Annotated in this window: 15 protein-coding genes; 7 read left to right on the top strand and 8 right to left on the bottom strand. The window is 65.7% G+C overall.

Annotated features, from left to right (window positions below; translation table 11 throughout):
* Positions 1–13 precede the first annotated feature (13 nt).
* The 3 genes from AC3FOF_RS24980 to AC3FOF_RS24970 form a co-directional block, all read right to left on the bottom strand.
* Positions 14–1,792 (bottom strand): FAD-dependent oxidoreductase, encoded by a 1,779-nt coding sequence (locus tag AC3FOF_RS24980; protein ID WP_488728107.1) that lies wholly within the window; start codon positions 1,790–1,792, stop codon positions 14–16.
* Positions 1,793–1,894: 102 nt separating this feature from the next.
* On the bottom strand, positions 1,895–2,854 hold the full coding sequence (locus AC3FOF_RS24975; protein ID WP_488728106.1) for an MBL fold metallo-hydrolase: 960 nt from the start codon (positions 2,852–2,854) through the stop codon (positions 1,895–1,897).
* Positions 2,855–3,548: 694 nt separating this feature from the next.
* On the bottom strand, positions 3,549–3,941 hold the full coding sequence (locus tag AC3FOF_RS24970; RefSeq protein WP_017228923.1) for a helix-turn-helix domain-containing protein: 393 nt from the start codon (positions 3,939–3,941) through the stop codon (positions 3,549–3,551).
* 266 nt (positions 3,942–4,207) lie between these two features.
* Here AC3FOF_RS24970 and AC3FOF_RS24965 point away from each other — a divergent pair, with 266 nt between their 5' ends.
* Positions 4,208–4,816, top strand: a complete 609-nt coding sequence (locus AC3FOF_RS24965; protein WP_017228922.1) for a TetR/AcrR family transcriptional regulator — start codon at positions 4,208–4,210, stop codon at positions 4,814–4,816.
* Between the two features lie 231 nt (positions 4,817–5,047).
* The gene (locus AC3FOF_RS24960; protein ID WP_488728122.1) at positions 5,048–6,028 is read left to right on the top strand and encodes an alpha/beta fold hydrolase; all 981 of its coding nucleotides are present in this window, start codon (positions 5,048–5,050) and stop codon (positions 6,026–6,028) included.
* Between the two features lie 322 nt (positions 6,029–6,350).
* Here AC3FOF_RS24960 and AC3FOF_RS24955 read toward each other — a convergent pair whose 3' ends face one another.
* On the bottom strand, positions 6,351–7,370 hold the full coding sequence (locus AC3FOF_RS24955; protein WP_488728105.1) for a zinc-binding alcohol dehydrogenase family protein: 1,020 nt from the start codon (positions 7,368–7,370) through the stop codon (positions 6,351–6,353).
* 456 nt (positions 7,371–7,826) lie between these two features.
* On the opposite strand from AC3FOF_RS24955, the gene AC3FOF_RS24950 reads away from it, so the two are divergent.
* Complete coding sequence (locus AC3FOF_RS24950; RefSeq protein ID WP_488728104.1) at positions 7,827–8,519, top strand: GntR family transcriptional regulator; 693 nt, start codon at positions 7,827–7,829, stop codon at positions 8,517–8,519.
* Positions 8,520–8,561: 42 nt separating this feature from the next.
* Here the strand turns inward: AC3FOF_RS24950 and yedA are convergent, their stop codons facing one another.
* The 3 genes from yedA to AC3FOF_RS24935 form a co-directional block, all read right to left on the bottom strand.
* Positions 8,562–9,440, bottom strand: coding sequence for a drug/metabolite exporter YedA (yedA, locus tag AC3FOF_RS24945; protein WP_017227095.1), 879 nt, complete (start codon positions 9,438–9,440; stop codon positions 8,562–8,564).
* Between the two features lie 431 nt (positions 9,441–9,871).
* Positions 9,872–10,057 (bottom strand): hypothetical protein, encoded by a 186-nt coding sequence (locus AC3FOF_RS24940; RefSeq protein WP_035811931.1) that lies wholly within the window; start codon positions 10,055–10,057, stop codon positions 9,872–9,874.
* Between the two features lie 150 nt (positions 10,058–10,207).
* On the bottom strand, positions 10,208–11,032 hold the full coding sequence (locus AC3FOF_RS24935; protein WP_488728121.1) for a HEAT repeat domain-containing protein: 825 nt from the start codon (positions 11,030–11,032) through the stop codon (positions 10,208–10,210).
* Positions 11,033–11,393: 361 nt separating this feature from the next.
* Between AC3FOF_RS24935 and ppk1 the strand changes: the two genes are divergently transcribed.
* Positions 11,394–13,529 (top strand): polyphosphate kinase 1, encoded by a 2,136-nt coding sequence (gene ppk1 / locus AC3FOF_RS24930; RefSeq protein ID WP_488728103.1) that lies wholly within the window; start codon positions 11,394–11,396, stop codon positions 13,527–13,529.
* Between the two features lie 161 nt (positions 13,530–13,690).
* Here the strand turns inward: ppk1 and AC3FOF_RS24925 are convergent, their stop codons facing one another.
* Positions 13,691–14,086 carry a DUF4156 domain-containing protein gene (locus AC3FOF_RS24925; protein ID WP_017227098.1) on the bottom strand — a complete coding sequence of 132 codons (396 nt, stop codon included), beginning with the start codon at positions 14,084–14,086 and terminating at the stop codon, positions 13,691–13,693.
* A 234-nt stretch (positions 14,087–14,320) separates the two neighbouring features.
* Between AC3FOF_RS24925 and AC3FOF_RS24920 the strand changes: the two genes are divergently transcribed.
* From AC3FOF_RS24920 to AC3FOF_RS24910, 3 genes are all read left to right on the top strand, one after another.
* A complete protein-coding gene (locus AC3FOF_RS24920) occupies positions 14,321–14,899 on the top strand; it encodes a DUF2975 domain-containing protein (protein WP_488728102.1) in 579 nt (192 codons plus the stop codon).
* A gap of 6 nt (positions 14,900–14,905) precedes the next feature.
* Entirely contained in the window at positions 14,906–15,133 is a 228-nt protein-coding gene (locus tag AC3FOF_RS24915; RefSeq protein WP_017227100.1) for a helix-turn-helix domain-containing protein, read from the top strand.
* A 534-nt stretch (positions 15,134–15,667) separates the two neighbouring features.
* On the top strand, positions 15,668–15,982 hold the full coding sequence (locus AC3FOF_RS24910; protein ID WP_276267632.1) for a CppA family protein: 315 nt from the start codon (positions 15,668–15,670) through the stop codon (positions 15,980–15,982).
* Position 15,983: the final 1 nt, after the last annotated feature.

Here is a 15,983-nt window from a genome sequence, read left to right as displayed (position 1 = left end):
TCTCCCAGGCAATTCACGCAATCGCAGCGGCGGTGGCGCCGGCAGCAACGCCGGCCACGCCGCCACTGCCTTGCTCCCATCCCAGCGCGCGCCGCAGCGCAGCCCCTACCCGGTCCGGATCGCATGACCGCCAGCGCGCGCATACGTGCTGATCGGGACGCAGCAGGTAGGCAGTGCCCGGACGGCCATCGTAGCGGCGCGCCAGCAAGCCTTCGCTGTCCTCGATCAGGCTTACGCCTGCCGGCGCCGGATGCGCGGCGGTAGCGCCCCCCTTGCCCGCCGGGGTCACGCACAGCACCCGCAGCGGCGTCGCGGCGGACGCCAGCCCCAGCAAATCCGTCAGCAGCGGCACCGGCAAGCCGCCCGGCCCCGCGAAGACCATGGCAGTAAAGCGCTCGCCCAACTGGCCCAGCAGCCACGCGGCCTGGCCCTGCGCTCGCACCGGCGCATCCGCGCACGGCGCGCCCGGCACCATTTGCCCGGCAAACATCCCCTCGCCTGTCGCGTCCGGGCCATCCGGCGTATTCAGCACCGATCCGGCCAGCACCGCCGGCACCGAGAGCCGTCCGCTATTGACCAGCTGGCGGGCAAAGGCATGATGGCGCGCCAGGATCAGCACGGCGTCGCGGAAGACTCGGCTCGCGGGCGTCTTGGGCGTAATGAAATCGGTCGAACGGGTCGAGTTGCGGATATTTTCGTCGGCGGCGTACTCGCGCTCGCTGGCATAGCTGTCGAGCAAGGCATCGGGCGCGTTGCCGCTCAACACCAGCGCGAGCTTCCAGGCCAGGTTCTCCGCGTCCTGCACCCCGCCGTTGGCGCCGCGCGCGCCGAACGGCGAGACGCGGTGGGCGGCGTCGCCCGCAAACAGCACGCGGCCGTGACGGAAGCTGTCCATGCGCTGGCACGAGAAGGTGTAGACGCTGACCCATTCCAGCGTGAACGCCACATCCTCGCCCAGCAGCGCCCTGATACGCGGGGTCACGCGCTCCGGCTGCTTTTCCAGATCGGGGTCGGCGTCCCAGCCGAGCTGGAAATCGATGCGCCACACATTGTCCGGCTGCCGATGCACCAGGACCGACTGGTTGCGGTTGAACGGCGGGTCGAACCAGAACCAGCGCTCGCTCGGAAATGGCGCGGCCATCTTCACGTCGGCAATCAGGAAACGGTCCTTGAAGACACGGCCCTTGCTCTCCAGGCCCATGGCGTGGCGCACCGGGCTGCGCGCGCCATCGGCCACCACCACGTAGCGCGCCCGCAGGGCATAGTTGCCATCGGGTGTTTCCACGTCCAGCGTCACCGCGCCAGCGTCCTGCGCAAGCCCGGCCACGCGATGCCGCCAGCGGACCGACAGATTGGCGAGTTCCGCGGCGCGCTCCACCAGGAAACCTTCCACGTAGTACTGCTGCAGGTTGATGAAGGCAGGCCGGTGGTGACCGCTCTCGGGCATCAGGTCGAAGCTGTAGACCAGGTCCCGGTCGAAGAAGATCTTGCCGACGTTCCAGCTGACGCCTTTGTCGACCATGCGCTGGCCGCAACCCAGGCGGTCGAAGATGTCCAGCGTGCGCTTGGCAAAACAGATGGCCCGCGAGCCGGCCGACAGCGTGCAATCGTCGTCCAGCAGCACCACGGGCACACCCCGCTGGGCAAGGTCGATGGCCGCGGCCAGTCCCACCGGGCCGGCGCCGATCACCACCACCGGATGCGTGGGATGCGCATCGGCGCCCGGCTGCGGCGCGTGCTGTTCGGCACAGGGCTGGTACGCAAAGGTACGGGCCTGGTAGTTCGTATCCATCGTGTCTCCATCCAGCCATGACCGCTGGCGCGGCTCTTGCGGCTATCGCCATGGGGCAGCGGCGCAGCCGCGCCGCCGCGGATCATCGTCCTCCGCCTCGCCTCACTCCTGCAGCGCCTTCCACATATCCTTGTCTCGCTGCGCGGTCCAGATGCGCGGATGCTTGATGCCGCTGGCTTCATCGTAGGCGCGCGCCACATCGAAGGGCAGGCAGTGTTCATAGATGAAGACCTGGCCGAACTTCTGGTCCATGGCCGCGCGCGTATGCGCCATGGCGCCTTTCAGGTCCAGCTTCTGCGCCACGGCCTCCCTGCCGCGCTGCAGCAGCGTGCTGACGAAGTCACGGGTGTAATCCAGGCCGCGCCCGACCATGACGGGGTCCGTCAGGGCCGGTCCACGGCCGGGGATCAGGGCCACCGGCCCCAGCGCGCGCAGCGCCTCGAGCGTGGCCGGCCATTCTTCGAGCTGCGCATCGCCGCAATAGCAGGCGGCGTCGTACTCGACCAGATCGCCGGAGAACAGGATCTTCTGCGCAGGGATCCACACCACGGTGTCGCCCTTGGTGTGGCCCGGACCAAGATGCATGATCTTGACTTCCAGCTTGCCGAGATAGAGCGTCAGTTCGCGTTCGAACACCAGGTTGGGCCAGGTCAGGCCCGGCACGGTCTCGACGCCGGCGAACAGACGCGGGAAGCGCTCGATCTCGGACTTCATGTCGGCCTCGCCGCGCTCCACGATCATCTCGTAGGTGCCGCGGCTGGCGATCACGTTCTGCGCGCCTTCCTTGAAATAAGCGGAGGCCCCCAGCACCCGCACCGCGTGGTAGTGCGACAGCACCACATGCTTGATGGGCTTGTCGGTAATGGCGCGGATGCGAGCGATCAAGTCCTGCGCCATCGCCGGCGTAGCGGTGGTGTCGACGATCAGAACGCTGTCATCGCCAATGATCACGCCGGAATTCGGGTCGCCCTCCGCCGTATACGCGTACGCGTTATCCGACAGCCTGGTGAAGGTGACCTGCTTTTCCTGCAGATCCGCCTGCGATGCGAAGGCCTTGCTCATGGTTGCTCCTCTTTTAGTGGAACCGGCGCCCCGCGGGATGCAGGGCAACCCTGCCGTGGCACGGCAGGATGGCGCCGCAGGGGACTCCAGGCGACCGGCGATCACGCTCGCGGCGATCTTCCACCAGCTGCGCGCGCCGGTATCGCCACCAAAAATTACACAATACGTAATCGATTTACTATATCGTAATCTCAGCTTTCGGGCGTGTCAAACCACAATGAGATGCCGCACGGGCGGCGGGCCATGAAAAACAAGGAGCGCCAGCCCTGCTAGAAGGTTAGGCGGGAAGATGGGAAACGGCGGGAAACCTGGAAAGGGCTAGACGCTAAAGGGCTGGATGCGCCGCTTCGTCGCGTAACGCAAAGCCGATGTTCTGCCCGGCCCGGGCAGCAAGCAGCCGGGTGCGGCGTTACTCCGTGGGAGAACGCAAGAAAGACAGCAAGGGAAGGAAGCGGCAGTTCCGGAGGCGCAGCGGAGGAGGCAGCGCGACGCTGCCTCCTCCCGGCCTGATGACCGTGGGCGGCGATAGCACGCCGCGGGCGTATGCCAGCGGCCCCTGGCGGTCGCGGACGCGCCCCCCCCAGGCATACAAGGCAAGCCACCCCAAGGCAGACGCGTGGGGGCGCATCCGCCTTGGGTATGGCCCGCTTGGGTCCGTTCCGGCCGCAGACCCGACCGGAACGGATGCACGCAATCAGGCTGGCTTGTGACCTTCGCCCGGGCTCGACGCAAAACCCGAACCGACCGGGGAGGCAGGTGCGGGGCTCGCGGCGGCGGGGGTGGCGGCAGGCGCTTGCCCGGCCATCGAAGCGGCCGTGACGCCGCCATTGCGGCTGGCAATAAACGCGTTGACGTCGGCGGCAAGGTGCTGGGGAGCCAGCACCACTTCAAGCCCCAGCGCCTCGCAAGCCGCTAGGAAAGTCGACATGCGGGGGTCGGCTTGACCCGATTCGGCCCGCAAGTAAGCTTCCCGGGAAATTCCGGCCTTACGGGCGACGTCTTCCTGCTTGAGCTTTCGCGCTCGGCGCAACGCCCGCAGTTGCCGGAACGGTTCGCTAGCGCCTCTAGGCACGGCTGTACTGTTCATGTCGGTCTCCAGTCACCAGTGAAAAAAAAAGTGCGCGGACGTGCATTCGAGTATAGAGCACGCAAAGCGTTCCGTATGTAATCAAGGCAACACTTTGTGCAGATTTCTTGCAAGCGCCCTGCGCAGGCTCTGCCGCACCTGTCAATAGGTCCGATAGAGCACAATCATCTGCCTCCGTGTGACATAACGAGCTACCCGGCAATAGGTTGACGACGGCGCACAGGCGGATCGTTGACAAACCGACCGGTCGTGCTATTCTTACAATCATGCAAAAAGGTCAGATCACGCGCGCAGCCATCATCGAACAGGCCCTCGACACCGCGGCGCGGGTCGGTTTCGAGCAGTTATCGCTCGCCACGCTGGCCGCCGACACCAGTATGTCGAAGAGCGGGCTGTACGCCCACTTCAAGTCCAAGGAGGCCCTGCAGCAGGCGGTGCTCGGGCTGGCCCTCGAGCGTTTCTCCGACATCGTGGTGCGGCCGGCCATGCGCCAGCCGCGCGGCAGCCGGCGGCTGCAGGCGTTGTTCGACGGCTACCTGCTATGGCTCGGGGGATCGGTTACCAAGGGGCGCTGCCTGTTCATGGCCCTGGGCCAGGAGTACCGCGACCGCCCGGGTGCCATCCGCGATATGGTGGTGCAGTCGATGAAGGACTGGCACAGCGCGATTGCGCGGGTGGTGGCCGATGCCATTGAAGAAGGCGACCTCTCCGCCGCTCAGGATCCGCGGCAATTCGCTTTCGAGATGATCGGCATCGGCATGGCGTTCCAGCAATCGTTCAAGCTGCTGGGGCGCCAAGATGCCGAGACCATGGCCTGCCGGGCCTTCGAAGGCTTGCTCAGGCGCGCCGAACTTGCGCTGCCGGCTGGTCTCTAGCCTGGCTGCACATGGCTGTGGGGCTGGGGGTTTCGCGCACCTGAACGGGGATCTTTTTGCACCGGAACAGGGAAAAAAGAGCCCATGAGGCATGCGTGCAGACACGCATGGGACGACAAATCAACGTCATATTTTTTTATATTAAAAATAGCACGACTGGTCGGTCTTTTATGTAAAAGAGAGAGATTGCGCATGCCAAAACCGACCCGAAAATTGCAGGTTTCGCTGGAGATGTCCGTCGTGACGCAAACGCTTTCCCCACCCCATCAGCCTCGGCATGCGGCGCGCGGCGCCGGCACGCCAAGGCACTGGTCGCGCCTGCTCTGGCAATTGGCCGGACACTTGTATCCGCCAGGCGCTGCGCGGGCGCTGGAACGCGAATGGTTCCGGCCTCCGCGCGGCACCGGCCCGGACCATGCAGGCCGCGAACTGCTGGCGCAGGCGCGGATGGACTGGGCGCTGGTGACCGGACAGGGAGCCAGCCGCCGGGTGCGCGTCTACCGCTGGGGAAGCAGCGGCCCCGCGGTGCTGCTGGCGCACGGCTGGGGTGGCCATGCCGCCCAGTGGCAGCCCCTGGTTGCCCCCCTGCTGGCGGCGGGCATGCGCGTGGTGGCATTCGATGCGCTATCGCATGGCGCTTCCGACGCAGGCGCGCGTGGCGCGGACCAGACCTCCGTGGTGGAGATGTCACGCGCCTTGCTGGCCACGGCATGGCATGCCGGGCCGATACACGCCGTGGTATCGCATTCCCTCGGGAGTGCCGCGCTGGCGCTGGCGATACGCGAAGGCTTGCACTTGCAGGCCGCCGTCATGATCGCGCCGCCGGCCGACATGCACCGCGCCGCAGCGGCCCTGGCCTGGCGGCTCGGCATCGGCCCGGCGATCCTGGCCCGCATGCAGCGCAGCAGCGAGCGCTGGCTGGGCATGCCATGGTCGGCGCTCAATGTGCCGGCGCTCGGCCGCATCCGCCCGGTGCCCCCTACCCTGGTCGTCCACGACCGGCAGGACCATGAGGTTTGCTGGGAGAACGGCGCGGCGATTGTGGGCGCCTGGCCCGGCGCGAAGTTGATGACCACCGAAGGACTTGGGCACCGGCGCGTGTTGCGCGACGCCGGGGTCATTGCCAGCACGGTGGATTTTCTCGGCTCCATGGCCGCCTTGCCGCGGCATGCCAGGACAAGCGGGGTAGCGCATGCCGCGCTGCACGCATGACGCATGCCCTGCTCAAGCTGCCTGGACTAGACATCCGCCAGGGTTTTCTACCGCGCCCTGCAGACAAAGCGGGTTCGTGGCATGCCACGAACCCGCAGCAGGCGGACGATTGAAAATAATGGCGGTTAATTGCGTACCAGCACCCGCAAGAGCAGAAATGGCCCAGCAAGGACAACCCCAAGGGTCAAGCGAGCAGGTTTCTAAACATGGCAATCTGCTGCAAGCGGCGAGGCAGTCGTGGTGCTAAGGATTCAGGAGATGCGAGGCCACTTGCTCGAATGGCACCCGCCCCAAGACCTGGAACGCCCGTAATACCCTGGCCTTAGAACCACCCTTCCAGCACCAGCTTGCCGATCGTCTGGCCGCCCTCCAGCATGGCGTGGGCACACCGCAGGTTGGCGGCGTCGATGCGGCCGAGATGCTCGCCCAGGGTAGTCTGCAAGCGGCCGGCATCGATCAGCCGCGCCACCTCGTTGAGCAGGCGGTGCTGCTCCACCATGTCCGCCGTGCCGAACATCGAACGGGTAAACATGAACTCCCAGACAAAGCTGGCGCTCTTGGTCTTCAGGTCGCCCACCGGCAGCGCGCCGCTGTTCTCCACGATCGAGCAGATTTTGCCCTGCGGGGCGATCACGGCCGCCATCGCGCCGAAATGCCGGTCGGTATCATTGAAGCAGAGGATGTAGTCGACTTCGGCAAAGCCGAGGCCGCGCAGTTGCGCCGGCATGTCGCCGCGATGATCGATGGTGTGGTCGGCGCCCAGCTTGCGGCACCAGGCGGCCGACTCGGGGCGTGACGCGGTGGCGATGACGGTCAGCCCCGCCAGCGTCTTGGCCAGTTGGATGCCGATGGAGCCTACGCCCCCTGCTCCGCCGATCACCAGGACGGAGCGCCCCGCATGTTCGCCCCGTGGCGACACGCCCAGGCGATCGAACAAGGCCTCCCAGGCCGTGATGGCGGTCAGGGGCAGCGCCGCGGCGTGCGCGAAATCGAGCGAAGCGGGCTTATGCCCGACGATGCGCTCGTCCACCAGGTGGTATTCGCTATTGGCGCCAGGCCGGGTAATGCTGCCCGCATAGAAAACCGGATCGCCCACCTTGAACAAGGTCACATCCGGGCCCACGGCGGACACCGTACCGGCCGCATCCCAGCCCAGGACGCGGGGTGCGGATTCCACCTTGCCCTTGGGCGCGCGCACCTTGGTGTCCACCGGATTGACGGCAATGGCCTCCACCTTGACCAGCAGGTCGCGCCCTTCCGGCACGGGGGTGGCGATCTCGACGTCGACCAGGGATTGCGGGTCGTTGATCGGCAGGTAACGGGTCAGGCCAACGGCTTTCATTGCGGGCTCCATCAAGCAGGTTCTGCGGTTCTGCGGCACGGGATCGCGCCATGACCTGAGCGTAACCCTGATCGCCCTCGCCGATTAGCCGGAAAATAAAACAATCAATTTCCTGGAATTCAGGAAAATCCGGTGCCGCCACCCTGTGCGGATGGCGTTGCCGCCGCCAGGATCTGCCCTCCGCCGAAATCGGATTGCCGTGGCGGATCTCCGCCAAACGTCATGCGAATCGCGGAGTACTTGATCGAACGCGCCCGCGGCCTGGCCGGACAGGCATCTCGGGGCCATCGGCGCGCAATGCCGGGGCCCCATGGTGACGGATATTCCGCCAGTGTGATGTTGCCGGACCTGGAGCGCGTATCATGATGGCGACCGGGCAATCCGGCGGCCCTGCGAGGCTGCCGCGCACGGCCCGGCAACGACAACGCTACGACCACGGCTCTTTCGCAGTCTCCCATGATTTCCGCTGATCCCAACGGCGCCGCAGGCACCGGTCCCGATGAATCCCTGCCCCGCGCCGAGCGGGCCTACCAGCACCTGCGCAACGCCATCCAGGCAGGGCAACTGCCCTCCGGCACCCGCCTGCGCGAAGTGGAACTGGCCGCCGCGCTGGGCCTGTCGCGCACGCCGGTGCGCGAAGCGCTGTCGCGCCTGGAATCCGAAGGCCTGGTGGTCAACGAGCCCAACCGCGGCATGATGGTGACCCGGCTCGACGCCAGCATGGTCAGCGAGCTCTACGTCATGCGCGAGATGCTGGAAGGCACCGCCGCCGCGCTTGCCGCGCGCCACGCCACCGATGTGGAAATCTCCCTGCTGCGCGATATCGTCCAGCGCGACCTCGCCATCGCCGACGAGCCGGACAGGCTCGCCACCAACAACCGCCTCTTCCACGAAACCCTGCACCGCTGCGCGCATAACCGCTACCTGCTCAAGACCCTGCGCTCCCTGCACGAGTCGATGGCACTGCTGGGCCGGACCACGCTGGCGCTGCCGGGGCGCGCACGCGTCTCCTACGAAGACCATATCGCCCTGGTGGAAGCGCTGGAGCAACGCGACCCCGCGCTGGCCGAACAGATCACGCGCCGGCATATCCAGCAGGCCTACAAGGCGCGCCTGTCGATGTGGATCGAGGAACAATCCCAGTCCTGAGGCACCGCCATTGCAGCGGTTTCCCAGGGCCGGATCCGGGATTCATGTGGACGCGGCCACCCTGGCGCCACGCCAGGCGCCCAGGCTGAGCACAGCCAGCGCGGCCAGGATCAGCGTTACCGCCCCCCAGGTCTGCGGCGCGATCTGCTCTCCGCCCAGCCACGCGCCCACGGCAAGCGCCACCGGCGGGTTCACGTAGACATAGCTGGTGGCGATCGTTGGCGAAACATTGGCCACCAGGTACATATAGGCGGAAAACGCCACCAGGGACCCGGCCACCACGAGGTAGCCCCAGGCCCACCACGCCTGGCTGCTGACCGCCCGCGGCCATGGCTCGCCGGTCACGGTGGAAATGGCGAGCAAGGCGACCCCGCCCAACAGCATCTCGGCGGCAAACGCAACCGCGCCGCGCGGCAGGTCCATGCGCCCGGGAAGCTGCGAGCCGAACGACCAGCTGGCGATGGCAAGCAACAGCGCCCCGACGCCCGCAGGACTGGCGCGGAATTCGGCGCCACCGGTCAGCACCAGGATGCCCAGGCTGCCCAGTGCGATGGCCAGCCCCTCATACCAGCGCGGCCGCGCGCCGAAGCAGAATCCCCAGAACAAGCCAAGGATCGGCATCGAGCCGATCATCACGGTCGTCGCGCCGGAGGAGATGGTCTGCTCGGCCACCGCCGTGAGCCCCATGCCGCCGACCAGCAGGAAGCCAGCCAGCACCGCGCAGTTGCGCCACTGCCGCAGCGTCGGCATGGAAGCGCCGCGGTACCACAGCCACAGGGCGAGCAACAAACCCGCGCACAGAAAACGCGAACCCATCATCAGGAAGGGAGGAAAGCTCTCCAGCGTGAAGCGGATGGCTAGATAAGTCGTGCCCCATACCAGGTAGGTAATCGTCAGGCAGAGCAGCAGGCGGGGAGACATGGGGGGCGCGGGAGGCTCTTTTGGGGGCCTCCACGATAGCGCCATCCTGTGCGGCAGTAAAAGGAAAATGTCTCGCAAGGCTTGTGAGCCGATTTCGCAAGAGAATGTCCATGAGCGAAAACGCCCGCGATTCCGCGATTCCGGCGCACCAATAAAAAAACCGGCCAAAATGCGTTGCGCTCCATGGAGCGACGCGTTGGCCGGTCTTGCCGCGTGGAAAATCCCCACGCAGGTTTCACGTAGTGCCCGGCTGCCCTCGTCCGGGTGCATGCCTTGGCGCACGCCCGCGAGCAACAGTGGTACTCGTCAAACCAAAACTACATGTATCAACAATCAGCTACAAACAAAAACAACTACAGCGCACTACCGCAACAATAACGATTCAGACTTCTTGGTAACTTCGGGCTTGGTGTCAGTCAGTGCTCAGGCGATCAGCCGTTTGCAAAAACGACCTTGGCCTTGCGTGCCTGGTTTTGCAGGCGGGCCACGAGGCTCTGGACGGCGGCGATGGCGCTCTTCACGTCTTCGACGAAAGCGGGGCTGCGGGGACCAAGTTCGCGTTCCATCAGTTCGCGTTCGAGTTGGTCGGTCATCTTGATGTCGGTATGGGTGTTCATGGCTTTCTTCCTTTCAGGGATAACCCTCATCGGGTTTTCCCTAATTGTAGCAAAAGGAATGGCGCAGCGCAGCATTAGGTGAATGTACGTATGCGAGAAAGCCACAACGGGTGGTGAAAGGCGGCATTGGACAGCCCAAAGTGCGGCCTGCTACGCGTAGTGCACCGTTCCGATGCTGACGCGGCGGGATCTGCCACGCTCGCCGAGCGTCGCGTCGCATTCGAGTGCCTCGATCGCCTCCTCAAGCGCTTGCCTCACATCGTCGAGCCGTTTCGGCAGTGCCGACAGCAGAGCGCGCAGCTCTGCCACGTCGCAGATCTCGGCCAGCGCCTGGACAGCCTGCTGCCGCACATGGGGATCGCTGTCGCCAAAGCTGCCCGTCAGCAACGGCAGCACCTTGCCGGGCGTGAAGAAGCTCAGCGCCCAGACAACCCGGCGCCGGACGTCCGGCGACGGCTCACGCTCTAGCCGCGACGCCAATGGCGCGACCGCCTTATCGTCGCCGATAGCCGCCAGCGCCAACGCCGCCTCGCTGCGCACCCCGTCGTCGTCACTCAGCAGTCCAAGCAGCGGCGCCATCGCACGCGGATCGGGTTGTTCCCGCAAGGCTTCAACGAGACCTGCGCGCGCATCTGCCTGCGTGGTGGCGAGCGCGTCGATCAGATGCGGAATGACTGCGGGGTCGCCATGGCGCGTCAGCGATTTCGCCAGCGATGCCTTCACTTGCGCATCCGCATCGGGGGCGCACAGAAAGGCCAGCGCTTCCGGCGGTGTTACGGCGCCGCCGGGCAGCCAGAGTGCTTCGGCTGCCGACTGCTGGACTGGCCGGTTCGGATCCTGGAGGCAACCCAGGATCAGGGCGGCATGGCCCGTCGCGTCGATACGGCCGATGGCTTCGATCGCCTTGCACCGAACCTCGTGGTCGCCGTCCCGCAACGCCCCGGCAAGAAACGGCACGGCCCGTGCATCGCGCAGGCTGGCGAGCGCGGCGCCGTTCGTCAGGGGGCTGCGCCTTCAAGGACGCGATCCGTTCTTCGATTTCGGCCGGCGCGCGCGCCACGTTGTCACAGGCGCTTCGTCCATCAGGCGAACCCGGGCTTGCGCCAATGGCGATGCCAGCACTGCGCCGATCAGCCATGCAGAGGCAACGCGCACCACCAGCGGCCCCGGTTCCGCCCCTCCAACATCAAGACGGCGGCGCCCTGTACGTTGCGCGACACACACAAGGGACAGTTTGCGCACACCACTGGCTCCCGTACCTCGCAGCGCGGTAATATCACGCTACCAGTTCATCGTTTCCCGATGATCCACACCAGAGAAAGGATTGAAGCCCATCATGGCTGAAGGCTCGGCTGCCCCGCTACAGGTCGTCCCTTCCCTGCCCCTCCCCGCGGGTGATGCTCGCGGCGCGCCGCCGGATTTCCTGTCCGGCGCGCATCCGATGTTCCTGAACCGGGACGCAGGCCTGCTCGAATTCAACCGGCGGGTGCTCGCGCAGGCGAAGAACCGCGATATCCCCCTGCTCGAGCGCCTGCGCTTTCTTTGCGTCTTCAGCAGCAACCTCGACGAGTTCTACGAGATCCGCGTCGCCGGGCTCAAGGAGCAGATCAAGCTCCAGGCCGCCGTTCCCGGCCCGGACGGGCTCGACGCCAGGCAGGTCTATGCGCTCATCAGCGCCCGTACGCACGAGCTGGTGGCGGAGCAGTACCGCCTGCTCAACGAAGTGCTGATCCCCGAACTGGACCAGCAGGAAATTCGCTTCCTCCGCCGCCCGCACTGGTCGCAGCAGCAGGCCGAGTGGATCCGCGACTATTTCTTCCGCGAGCTGATGCCGGTGCTGACCCCGATCGGCCTGGATCCGGCGCACCCGTTCCCGCGCGTACTCAACAAGAGCCTCAACTTCGCCGTGGAGCTCGAAGGCCGGGACGCTTTCGGCCGGGAGGCGGGCGCGGCCATCGTGCAGGCGCCGCGCGCCCTGCCCCGCGTGATCCTGCTGCCGAAGGAGGTCTCCGGGTGCGAACACGGCTTTGTGTTCCTGTCGTCCATCCTGCACGCCCATGTGGGCGAACTGTTTCCCGGCATGCGCGTGTGCGGCTGCTACCAGTTCCGTGTCACCCGCAACAGCGAGCTGTTCGTCGAAGAGGAAGAGATCAAGAACCTGCGCGCGGCGCTGCAGGGCGAATTGCCGCAGCGGCACTATGGCGACGCGGTACGGCTTGAAGTCGCGGACAACTGCTCCGACGAGATGACGCGGTTCCTGCAGAACCAGTTCGGCCTGGAGGACCCCGAGGTCTTTGCCGTAAATGGCCCGGTCAACCTGGTACGGCTGCTGCCGGTGCCCGACAGCGTCGAGCGCGACGACCTGAAGTATCCCCCGTGCCGGCCAGGGCTGCCGAAGACGCTGGTGAACCAGCCCGACATGTTCCACGCCATCCGCGACGGCGATATCCTGCTGCACCATCCGTACCAGTCGTTTTCCCCTGTGGTCGACTTCATACGGCAGGCCGCGGAAGACCCGGATGTGATGGCGATCAAGCAGACGGTGTACCGCGCCGGCAACGACTCGGCCTTGCTGCAGGCGTTGATCGGCGCCGCGCGCAGGGGCAAGGAAGTCAGTGTGGTGGTGGAACTGCTGGCCCGCTTCGACGAGGAGGCCAATATCAATTGGGCCGCGCAGCTCGAGGAGGCCGGAGCCCATGTGGTGTACGGCGTGGTCGGCTACAAGGCGCATGCCAAGATGGCCATGGTGGTGCGGCGCGAGGGGAAAAAACTCAGGCGTTACGTGCATCTGTCCACGGGCAACTACCACTCGCAGACAGCCCGGCGTTTCACTGACTTCGGCCTGTTCAGCTGCAAGGAAGCCATCGCGGACGATGTGGCGAACGTATTCTCCCAGCTGACCGGCCTGGGCCATCCCGGCACCCTCGCCCAGTTATGGCAATCGCCCTTCACCATGCACTCGGCGCTGCTCGACGCCATCCGCCGCGAAGGCAAGCATGCCAAGGCCGGCCGCAAGGGACTGATCATCGCCAAGCTGAACGCGTTGCTGGAGCCCAAGATCATCCAGGCCCTGTACCAGGCGTCCTGCGATGGCGTGCGGATCGAACTGATCGTGCGCGGCGGCTGCGCGCTGCGGCCCGGCATACCGGGCCTGTCGGAGAACATCCGGGTGCACTCGGTACTCGGCCAGTTCCTCGAGCATGCGCGGATCTTCTACTTCTACAACGACAAGGCGGAAGACGTCCGCCTGTCCAGCGCCGACTGGATGGAGCGCGACTTCTTCCGCCGCATCGAGGTGTGCTTCCCCGTGCTGGACAAGGCCCTCAAGAAGCGCGTCATCGAGGAAGGCCTGAAACTCTACCTGAAGGACACCCGCGACACCTGGGAAATGGATTCGGATGGCAACTACCGGCGCCGCCGCGGCCGCCGCGGCATCTCGGCCCAGAGCACGCTGATCGGCGCGCTGGCCTGATCCGGCCTGATATACCGCGCGGCGTCGTTCGGCGACGGCCTGGCGATTTTCGCAGGCTGCCGCCAGGCCGGGCACGCCCGCTTCGACAGCATGCATCCCTGGCACCATGCCGGCGCGCACCCGAGGCGTTTACCGTGCAGCGCCCAGTCGGGCAGCCTGCCTCAGCCGGGCATTCGCGATCCGGGCGAGGCCACCGCAGCGCAGCGGTACACATTGCCGGACAGCGTCACATTGGTCTGCTCCAGGCGATCCTTGCCGCCGGTCTGGCCAGCGCGCTGGGTAAGCAGGTACACCACATTGCCGCCCATTGCCGCTGCCTTGTTCTTGAGGTCATTGCGCGCGCCGGTTTCCAGGTCCGCATTCGACGTCACGGCGCCCCGTACTAAGTCGCCCTGGCTGCCGGTGACATCCCCGAGGTAGGTACATCCCGCGCCCGGCTCGTTGTGGGTGATCCTGACCGCCGTGGCGGCCGGACTGGCCAGTTGCGTGGGCGCGCAAGCGGCAAGCACGCAACCTGCCCCGAGCCATGCAATGGCCTTGGTGACGCCGATGCGCATCGTCCATGGCCTCGAAGGAAGCCCGGCGCCCGCGGCGTGCGCGGGCGCACCGGAAGATATCGCCAGCGCAGTAGCAGGCACGAGCGCGCATGCCAGATGAAGGCGCAGGCGGCGAAGAACAACGATAGAGCGCATATAATTTAATCTCCAACGAATATAAATTATCGCAAAACGATAATATTTTTCCTTTTTACAGCAAATATTCGTATCATGCAATCCCATCAGGAGACTGGCATGCCAAGTCCGCTTGCCCCTTCATTGCCGGCTGACGCCGCAATGTGCCGCGTCAGCACCATTGCACGCCGGATGCAATGGCTCACGCTTTGCGGCATCGCCATGACGCTGGCCGGCATGATCGCCCTCTGGTTCTGGCTGTCCGATGCAGCGCTCGAGCAGCACCTCCGCCGGTTCCTGGAGATCCGGGCAGCGGAGTACCGGGTACTGGTGTCGATGCCGTACCGCCTGGCCGGCTTCGTCATCACGGCGGGTGCGGCGAGCGTGCTCGTCGGCGGCCTGATGGAGGCGCGCAAGCTCTTCGCCGCGTTCGCGCACGGTATGGTCTTCACGATGGAAACGGCTTTGCGCCTGCGCCGCGTGGCGCTGATGGTGACGGCGTTCAGCGCGGTGGTTCCGCTCACCAAGACGCTGCTGGGCCTGGCTCTGGTCAGCGGCGATGGCCCCGGCCCCTACATGCTGGTGATCGTCAACTTCGGCGATTTTGCGCTGGGCCTGCTGGGCGGCTTGCTGCTGGCGATCGCCTGGGCGATGGTCGAAGCGGCCCGTATCGCCCGGGAGAACGAAGGCTTTGTTTGAGACGCCATGACCATTCTTGTCAGACTTGATGTCCTGCTTGCCGAGCGCAAGATGAAATCGCGCGAACTTGCCCAGTACATCGGCATCACCGAGCCCAATCTTTCCCTGCTGAAATCCGGCAAGGTCAAGGGCATCCGCTTCGATACGCTGGAAAAAATCTGCGAAGCGCTGAACTGCCAGCCAGGCGATCTGCTGGAATACCGCGCGGATGCGCCCGCGGATGATCAAGCCTAGCTTGCCCGCCTGGCACGCCCGTCACGCGCCATTTCGCTGAAGCAAGCCGCCCGAACTGCAAACAATTGTCTCGCCTGGCTCGGGCGTGGCGGCAGGAACGGCCACCAGCATGGCTTTGCGGCAAGTGGCGCGCGAGCCCCCCCATGGAGTGATATCGCTTCGAGTGCGTCATTGCGCATACTCGCAGCTACTTCAACCACTCGCCCCCAAGCGGGCACGGAGCGAGGCGCACATGCTCATCCTTTCCTATTGCAGCTACGCAGTCATCTGCATCCTCGCGTTGTGGCAAGTGATACGTTGGGCGGACAAGAATCACCCCGCCCTGCGGGAACGTCGGCCGCAGGGAACCACGGCGGGCGAGACCGGCAGGATCCCGGAGCGGGAGCTGCCGGGAAGCTAGCGCCGGATCGCCGGGATCGGCCAAGAGCCTTGCCGATCGCGCCCTTGCAAATCCGGGAATACTGTATATATTTACAGGTACTGTATGCATGAACAGTAGCCGACAGTCTTTCCCAGAATTCACAGGAGCCGATCATGGAACACCTGGTCCGGGTACAGAACGAATATGACAGGCAAGTCCTGGCCTGGCTGCGTGCGCGAATTGGCGACGCCGCCCTGCAGGCCGCGGCGCAGCGGCTGACCGGCGACCGCAAGCCTTACCTGTCGACGATCTGCCGCAGCCTGAACGTGACGCCACCGAGCCGCCGCGCCCTGCGCAGCCAGGCCACCCGCGCCAGCCGCGAAGTCGGGGAGCGCTACCTGGCCTCGATCCGGCAACTGCTTGCAAGACCCGCACCAGCGCAGCACGGCTCGCTGAACCAGGAGCATCCGCGGCAGCAGCCGTGCTAGG

This window comes from Cupriavidus sp. 96C5-1 (genome assembly GCF_057798855.1).
Note: the sequence above shows the minus strand (reverse complement) of the source record. Positions and strands in the feature narration are given on the sequence as shown.